8 protein-coding genes are annotated in these 7,247 nt (G+C 70.6%); 2 read left to right on the top strand and 6 right to left on the bottom strand.

Annotated elements, in window-relative coordinates; translation table 11 throughout:
- The 3 genes from IPK71_11620 to IPK71_11610 all read right to left on the bottom strand — a co-directional run.
- On the bottom strand, positions 1-374 hold a 374-nt coding region (locus tag IPK71_11620), incomplete at its 3' end, for a hypothetical protein (GenBank protein ID MBK8214388.1).
- Positions 371-850 (bottom strand): RNA polymerase sigma factor, encoded by a 480-nt coding sequence (locus IPK71_11615; protein ID MBK8214387.1) that lies wholly within the window; start codon positions 848-850, stop codon positions 371-373. The genes IPK71_11615 and IPK71_11620, both read right to left, overlap by 4 nt.
- 2 nt (positions 851-852) lie before the next feature.
- A complete protein-coding gene (locus tag IPK71_11610) occupies positions 853-1,860 on the bottom strand; it encodes a hypothetical protein (GenBank protein MBK8214386.1) in 1,008 nt (335 codons plus the stop codon).
- A 375-nt stretch (positions 1,861-2,235) separates the two neighbouring features.
- On the opposite strand from IPK71_11610, the gene IPK71_11605 reads away from it, so the two are divergent.
- Positions 2,236-4,425, top strand: coding sequence for a M4 family metallopeptidase (locus tag IPK71_11605; GenBank protein ID MBK8214385.1), 2,190 nt, complete (start codon positions 2,236-2,238; stop codon positions 4,423-4,425).
- Positions 4,426-4,459: 34 nt separating this feature from the next.
- On the opposite strand, the gene IPK71_11600 is transcribed toward IPK71_11605, so the two are convergent.
- The 3 genes from IPK71_11600 to IPK71_11590 all read right to left on the bottom strand — a co-directional run bounded on the left by IPK71_11600 (position 4,460) and on the right by IPK71_11590 (position 6,420).
- Positions 4,460-4,933, bottom strand: coding sequence for a hypothetical protein (locus IPK71_11600; GenBank protein MBK8214384.1), 474 nt, complete (start codon positions 4,931-4,933; stop codon positions 4,460-4,462).
- Between the two features lie 102 nt (positions 4,934-5,035).
- On the bottom strand, positions 5,036-5,398 hold the full coding sequence (locus IPK71_11595) for a hypothetical protein (protein ID MBK8214383.1): 363 nt from the start codon (positions 5,396-5,398) through the stop codon (positions 5,036-5,038).
- A gap of 347 nt (positions 5,399-5,745) precedes the next feature.
- Entirely contained in the window at positions 5,746-6,420 is a 675-nt protein-coding gene (locus IPK71_11590; protein MBK8214382.1) for a TlpA family protein disulfide reductase, read from the bottom strand.
- A 66-nt stretch (positions 6,421-6,486) separates the two neighbouring features.
- Between IPK71_11590 and rsmG the strand changes: the two genes are divergently transcribed.
- Complete coding sequence (rsmG, locus tag IPK71_11585) at positions 6,487-7,179, top strand: 16S rRNA (guanine(527)-N(7))-methyltransferase RsmG (GenBank protein MBK8214381.1); 693 nt, start codon at positions 6,487-6,489, stop codon at positions 7,177-7,179.
- Positions 7,180-7,247 lie beyond the last annotated feature (68 nt).

Genomic DNA, 7,247 nt, shown 5'->3' with positions numbered 1-7,247 from the left:
GCGGCGTCGACCGGCGTGAGATCGAGGGGGGCGCTCGCGACCGGGAGCGTGGGGACCACACGGGGCGCGTCTGGCCGAGACACGACGGCGTACGTGATCGAGCTGCCCACGAGCGCACCGGCGACGGCGGCGGCGAGCAGCGCCTTCGCTCCATAGACGGCCCCGGAGCCTGCGTTCCCCACGGCGGGCGGCGCGCCGGGCGGGGGTGCGTCGACGCCACCCGGGGCGGGCGCGAGCGACGTGGCTCGCTCGACGGCCCGAGCGATCGCGTCGTCGACGAGCGCCGGATCGACCGTGGCGTGCTCGACCGCGGCACGCTCGCTCTCGAAGAGCTTGGCGAGGGATGGGTCCAGCGGCTCGAGAGGCTCGCTCATGGCGCTCCCTCCTCGGGCGAGACGACACGACGGCGGAAGGCCTCACGCGCGAGGCGCACACGCGAGTACACCGTGTTTTCGGCCGTGTCGGTCATCGCGGCGATCTCTTTGGCAGAGTACCCGTCGACGTCGTAGAGCACGAGCGCGACGCGCTGTTCGAACGGGAGCGCCTCGAGCCCGCGCAGGACGAGATCACGGTCCTCGGGTGCCGGGCCCTCGATCGTCGCGTCGGCGGGGACGAGCTCCTCGCGCGCCTTTCTTCGGTAGTTCGCCGCACGACGCACGACGAACGCGAGGAGCCAGGGACGAATCGGCCGGGCCGCGTCCCACTCGGCCCACTTGAGGTACGCAGCCACGAGCACGTCCTGCGCGAGGTCGTCGGCGTCCCGCTCGGCCACGCCGAAGCGACGCAGGCTGCGCACGATGTACGTGTACTCTCCACGCACCGACGCGCCGAAGACGTCGAGGGGCGCCACGCTCAGCTCCCCCCCGCGAAGGCGAGGCCGAGGCCGAACGTCGCCGAGACGACGCTCTCCTCCCAGACCGAGGAGGAGCCCACGAGGGCGCGCGCGCGAACGGGAGCGAGCCCCGCCTCGGCGAACGGAAAGAGCCGCAAGCTCCCGCGGCGGACGACGTCGACCTCGACACGGAGGAGCGCGCGGAGCACGAGCGCGCTGCGCGAGGCCGAGGACAGCGCGCCGAACGCCCCACCCACCTCGAAGACCGCGCACCCGAGCACGATGTCCGCGCGGAGGCACGGCCCGGCGAAAAGACCCACGCGGTGAAGGCGGAGCGCCCCTGCACGCGTGTCCTCCGCGCCGAGCCCCGCGACCGCCCCCGCGCCGACGCGCAGGCTCACGCGCGGACCGCCGAGATCCACCGCGAGCGCGGCGCCGAGACCGACCGAGGGGACCGCGCCGAACGACGGACCGAGGCCGAGCGCGACACGACGCACGAGCGGCTCGGGGCTCGGGGCCGGGACCTCGCGCGGAGGAGCGGGCGGCGGGGCTGGAGGCGACGCGGCGGGAGGCGGAGGAGGAGACGGAGGTGGAGGCTCGGGCGGAGGTGGTGCGGGTGTCGGTGCTGCGGGCGGCGGCGGGGGAACGAGCCGCGAGGGATCGATCGCGATCGCCGTGGCCGAAGCGACCGCCTCCGCGAGCTCCTCGCAGGCGCCTCGCCGCCCCTCGAACGTGCGCGTGCGAGCCTGCGACGAAGAGGACGCCCCGGACCACGTGACCTCGGCCACGAGCGCGTCGTTCCGCGAGCGAAACACGACCGAGACCTTCCGCGCGTCTTCCGCGACGAACGGGTCGTAGCCGAGGCGTGCCTCGATCTTGTGGCGGAACGCTCGGGCGTCGGGGCACGAGAGCTCGGCGGGACCCGGGTCGTACACGAGCGCGGCGTGAGCTTCTTCGCCACGCGCCGAACGGGAGCCCGCGAGCAGCAGGAGCGCGATCAGGATCTGCGCTGCACCGCGGACGCTCATCGCCCGCGTCTATGGCACGGCGATGCCTCGTGTGTCGAGCCGGCATGGCCGCGCGCAGGCCCATCCCCGGAGCGCCAGCGTCGCGTGACACCACGCCCACGAGTCTTGCGCGACCCCCGCCTCGCCCGCGCCGCCGGCCGTCGAGCCCAGCCGCACGGGCCGATCCGCCGAAACGGCAAGTCGAGGAGGAAGCGGACGGGGTCGAAACCTCATGAAACCTATGCCTTTTCTTCTTGGATGCGCCGCGGCTCGCGCCCCGAGGGCGAGGTTGACGCGCCCACGAAGCCGGAAGACGATGAGAGCCTGCGGGGTGGAATCGGTCGAAGCTGTCGAATCGGCACGCGGCGCCCACGTCGAACGCCCCTGGAGGTCGCGATGCGTTCACTGAGGTCGTCGTCGGTCGTGGGGGTCGTGCCGGTGCTCCTGTCCGCGTTGCTGGTCGGGCACACAGCGGTAGGCCAACCGCTCAAACCTCAGAGGATGAAGGCGCAGGCGCTCTTGACCACCCGCGCGAAGCTCGTGCCGCTCAAGGCCGCGCCGCCCGCGGGAGCGACCGCCATCGGCCGGCGCCCGCAAGACGTCATCGTGGCCAAGGTGGGCAACACGTCCGCGGGCTCCGCCAACGACTTCGCCGTGCAGGCCGCCACGAACGATGCCCGCGGCATCCACCACTCGCGCCTCGTCCAGCGGGTGCGCGGCGTCCCCGTGTTCGGGTCGGACGCCATCGTACACCTCCGCGCGGACGGCTCGCCCGAGGACACGACCGACCACCTCCTCCGCGACGTCGACACACACGTCTCGCAGACCACGCCGACCATCACCGCGGCGCGCGCCACGCAGGCCGCCGAGGCCGCCGCGCGCTGCCCGGGCTGTGGCATGGTCGGCGATCCGCCCGAGGTCATGCTCTTGCCCGACGGAGAGGACGTGAAGCTCGTCTACCGCGTGCAGCTCGAGCGGCTCGGTTCGATGCCCCCCACGAGGCCCATCGTGTTCGTCGACGCGAGCTCGGGGGCGGTCGTGCGCACCTGGGAGAACCTCGAGACGGCGACGGGAAACAGCACGTACTACGGGAACGTCACCTTCCCGACGACCCCTCAAGGCTCGACCCGCCACCTCGAGGACGGTCGCACCAAGGTGATCACCCTCGACTACGGCGGCTCGAGCAGTAGCCCCGACAGGTTCACCGACGCCGACGATCTCTGGAACGCGCCCAACCAGGCGGCCGGGGTCGACGCACAGTTCGGCCTCACGACCACGCTCGCCTACCTGCAGAAGACGTTCAACTACTCCGGGCTCGACGGCAACGGCGGCCCCGGCGTGACCCGCTCGGCCGACGGGCAAGCGAGCCTCGTGACGGCCCAGGTGCATTACGGCACACGCTACGCGAACGCCTTCTGGGACGGCTCGACCCTCACGTTCGGCGACGGGGACGGCTCGCGCTTCGGCTCGCTCACGTCGATCGACATCGTGGCGCACGAGGCCGGTCACGGCGTGATCCAAGCCACCTCGGGGCTCGTCTACAAGGGAGAGTCGGGGGCGCTCAACGAGTCGTTCGCGGACGTGCTCGGCGTGCTCGTCGAGGCGGCGGCCTTCGGCGAGACCCCGGACATCTGGAAGCTCGGAGAGCGCGCGTTCACGCCGTCGAATGGCACCGGAGACGCGCTCCGCTACTTCGACGATCCGAAGAAGGGCAGCCAACCCGACCACTACGCCGATCGCTTCACGGGCTCCAGCGACGGCGGCGGCGTGCACACGAACTCGGGTATCCCCAACAAGGCGTTCCACCTGCTCGTCAAGGGTGGCTCGCACCCGAAGGGCGGCAGCATGCAGGGCATCGGGCTCCAAGACGCGGCGCGCATCTGGTTCCTCGCGTTCACGCAGTACATGTCGTCGACCACGAACTTCGCGGGCGCGAGGGTGGCCACGATCGACGCGGCGAAGAGCCTCTTCGGCGCGACGAGCCCCAAGGTCGAAGCCGTGGGCCAAGCCTGGACGCTCGTCGGCGTGGGCAGCCCCGAGGCGCCGCCGAAGCCGAACCCCACTCCGACCCCCACCCCGAAGCCGAACCCCACTCCTACGCCGACCCCCACGCCGCCCACCAACGCCGTGTCGGCCGTGGGCAACGGGGGCTTCGAGACCTCGGCCTCCCCGTGGACGTTCTCGGGCAGCGCGTTCTTCACCCGCGAGGGCACGATCGCCCACGCCGGTAGCGGCTACGCGATCCTCGGCACGTCGACCTCGAGCATCGGGATCGTCTCGCAGCGCGTTCCCTTGCCCGCGGGCAAACCCAAGTCGCTCACGTTCGCGGTGAACGTGTCGACGCGCGAGACGTCGACCAAGGCGACCGACAAGCTCTTCGTCGAGCTCCGCGGCGACAACGACGAGGTCCTCGGCACGATCGCCGAGCTCTCGAACCTGGATAAGTCCTCGTCGAGCGCGTACACGACGAAGGGGCCCTACAGCCTCGCGAAGTACGCGGGAAAGCTGGTGAAGCTTCAGTTCCGCGCCGTGAACGACGCGAACACGCGGACCGCGTTCCGCATCGACAGCGTCGTCATTCAGTAGAGCCGCCCCCGTGCGCGCGTTCACGCGTGCGAGCTCACTGGCACTTCGCGATGGCTGCTTTGACGGGAGCGCAGGCCTGACCCTCGAGTACGGCGCACGGGGACCTCAGGCCTTCGGCCACGCAGTCGAGCACCTGCCCTCCCGAGAGCGCCGCGAGCGACGCGCACTTCTGGTTCTGCTGGTAGGCCGAAACGCACGCGGCCTTGTCGGTGATGGTGATCTCCGTCCCGTCGGAGCAGGTCGTCTTGGTGCCCGGCTTCGCGCCGGAGACCGTGAGCGCGGTGTCGCAGAGCTGGTCGAGCTCGTCCCTCCCGAGGCTCCCGAACGTGCACTGACGGAACGCGCCGGTGCACGTGCCAGCGGCCGACGCGGTGGACGATGGCGTGGGTGAGGTCCCCGATGTGCCGTCGTCGGAGCCACACGCCGCGAGGGCGAACGAGGCGAACGAGGCGAACGAGGCGAACGAGAGAATGCCGGCGAGACGAACGATCGAACCACGGTAGGCCATGAAAAAGCTCCTTCGCGCGACCTTCGAGGGTGCGCGCCGGGTGCTTGTCGGGGCCGTCGGGGTTTCGTCACTCGCCGAAGAGCGAGCGTTCGTTTTTTTTCGTCAGTCGATGCGGAACGCTTTGCCCACGGTCACGGCCTCGCCCGAGAAGGCCGGAACGTGCGCCTTCTGGTAGGCGGCCACGATGCATCGCTCCACCGGCGAGCGCACGTAGGGCCCCTTGTCGACGAGGACCTTCGCGACGGCCCCTTGAGGAGCGAACGTGACCTGCACGTGTCCCTCACCCCGCGGGCCTCCCGACACCTTGCACCGTACGAGATCGACCGACGCGAGCGACGCGGACGCCGCCGACTTGTCGAACGTGGGTCCCTCGGGGGCCTTCGCCTTCTCCTTGGCGTCGGCGTGAGGTGCGAAGGCGAGCCCGACGAGGCCCACCGCGAGCGCGAGACGAACGGCGTTGTGCATGACGCGACGTTTTGCAAAGGCCGAGCCTAGCCAGGGGACAGGCCGCGACAGGCCAATTCAAGGCGATCGCCGCGGCACGGTCGGCGTAGGCGCGAGGCCCGAACGGGGCCTTTGGCCATGGATCGCACGACCCCCGCGATCGCCCGAGGCATGCGCCCCTCGCGTTCGGTCTTCCACCATTCCAGGCGCCTGGAATTTTTTTCCAGGCGCCTGGAATGAACGTCTGCCCCGACTCCAGGCGCCTGGAGCTCCGACTCCAGTGCCTGGAGTCGAACAGTCGGAACGCCATTTTCCTCGCCCAGCGCACGAGGGGTCGCGCGCGCGGACATGCCACCCCCGCTTCGCGTTCAGCCGCCCGTGAGGGAATCGCAGATGCGCGCGCCTTCGCCGCGAGGGCGCCCCTCTTCCATCTCGACGGGGCAGAAGCCCCCGGCGCGGACCTGGTCGAGGTACTGGATGACGGTGGACGTGGCCCAATCTTTCGCGCCGTCGAAGCGGGCGCGGATGACGCCCTCTTTGTCGATGATCCACGTCTCGGGGAAGAGGTGGGTGCCGTACTTCTCGGCGACGATCTTGGCGTCGGGGTCGAAGAGGACGGGGAACGGAGGCTCCTCCTTGAGCACGGCCTTCAGCGTGTCGCGCACCGCGTCGGGGCCGTCGTCCGTGGAGACGGTCAGCACCACCACGTCCCCTTTGGGGGCCACGATGCGCGAGAGCTCGGCGATATCGGGCATCTCTTGGAGGCAGGGCCCGCACGTCTTCGTCCAGAAGTTCAGCACCACGACCTTGCCGCGAAACTGCGACAGGCTCACCGTGTTGCCCTTCATGTCGTTCAAGGTGAAGTCGGGGGCGCGGCGGTTCGTGTTGGCGTAGGTGGGCTGGAGGAGGCACGTCGGCGAGCAGCGCCTCCGCGTCTCCCCTTCGCGCGCGACCGAGACGAAGCTGTAGACGCCCACGGCCGCGAGCGCGACGAACGCGAGCTGCGCGACGGGACCGTACGGAGAGGGAGCGCCCTTGGCCATCGGCCGAACCTTAGCAAAGATGACGGCGGGCCCCTACCCCCCTCGGTTTTTTGCTAAGTGCGGGCCATGTCCCGCGAGGTCCCCCGCCCCCCGCTCGAGCTCCCCGAGACCGAGCCGCTCGTCGCTCCGCCGTCCTTCGAGGCCGACCTCGCGAAGATCGGGGTCACCCTCGACGAGACGAAGATCGCCATCGTCGGCGACTACCTCGCGCGGCTCCTCGCGGCGAACGAGCTCTTGAACCTCACCGCGATCCGATCGGCCGACGAGGCGTGGACGAGGCACGCCCTCGACGCCCTCTCGCTCGTCCCGCACCTCGCGCACCTCGGCGACGGCGCGGCCGTGATGGACGTCGGCTCGGGCGGCGGCGTCCCGGGGATCGTCCTCGCGATCGCGCGGCCGGACCTCGAGTTTTTGCTGGTCGAGGCCACGCAGAAAAAAGCCCACTTCCTCGAGGAGGTCGCCTCCGCGCTCGGCCTGTCGAACGTGGAGGTCGCCCCCGAGCGCGCCGAAGAGCTCGCCGCGACCGATCTCGCCGGGAGCTTCGACGCGGTCACCGCGCGGGCGGTCGCGCCCATCGAGAGGCTCCTCCCATGGACGGCGCCGTTCGTCGCGCCGGGCGGCAGGCTCCTCTACATCAAGGGTCAGAAGGCCCCCGACGAGCTCAAGGCCGCCAAACAAGCGATGAAGAGGCTCGGGGTGAAGCACGTGGAGACGAGGCTCGGCCCCACCGGGCGCGTCGTGGTGCTCGAGGTCGGCTGACGGTAGCGTGCACACCGGGGAGCCATCGAGGCTCCCCTCTGCGCTTCGGACCCACGGTCGGACCCTCG

It is taken from the genome of Myxococcales bacterium (genome assembly GCA_016712525.1).
Classification (GTDB): domain Bacteria; phylum Myxococcota_A; class Polyangia; order Polyangiales; family Polyangiaceae; genus JAAFHV01.
Note: the sequence above shows the minus strand (reverse complement) of the source record. Positions and strands in the feature narration are given on the sequence as shown.

Excerpts from the sequence above, each read along its gene's own strand:
- IPK71_11610 (MBK8214386.1), bottom strand. The coding sequence starts at position 1,860 with ATGAGCGTCCGCGGTGCAGCGCAGATCCTGATCGCGCTCCTGCTGCTC.
- IPK71_11605 (MBK8214385.1), top strand. The coding sequence starts at position 2,236 with ATGCGTTCACTGAGGTCGTCGTCGGTCGTGGGGGTCGTGCCGGTGCTC.
- IPK71_11600 (MBK8214384.1), bottom strand. The coding sequence starts at position 4,933 with ATGGCCTACCGTGGTTCGATCGTTCGTCTCGCCGGCATTCTCTCGTTC.
- rsmG (MBK8214381.1), top strand. The coding sequence starts at position 6,487 with ATGTCCCGCGAGGTCCCCCGCCCCCCGCTCGAGCTCCCCGAGACCGAG.
- IPK71_11590 (MBK8214382.1), bottom strand. The coding sequence starts at position 6,420 with ATGGCCAAGGGCGCTCCCTCTCCGTACGGTCCCGTCGCGCAGCTCGCG.
- IPK71_11595 (MBK8214383.1), bottom strand. The coding sequence starts at position 5,398 with ATGCACAACGCCGTTCGTCTCGCGCTCGCGGTGGGCCTCGTCGGGCTC.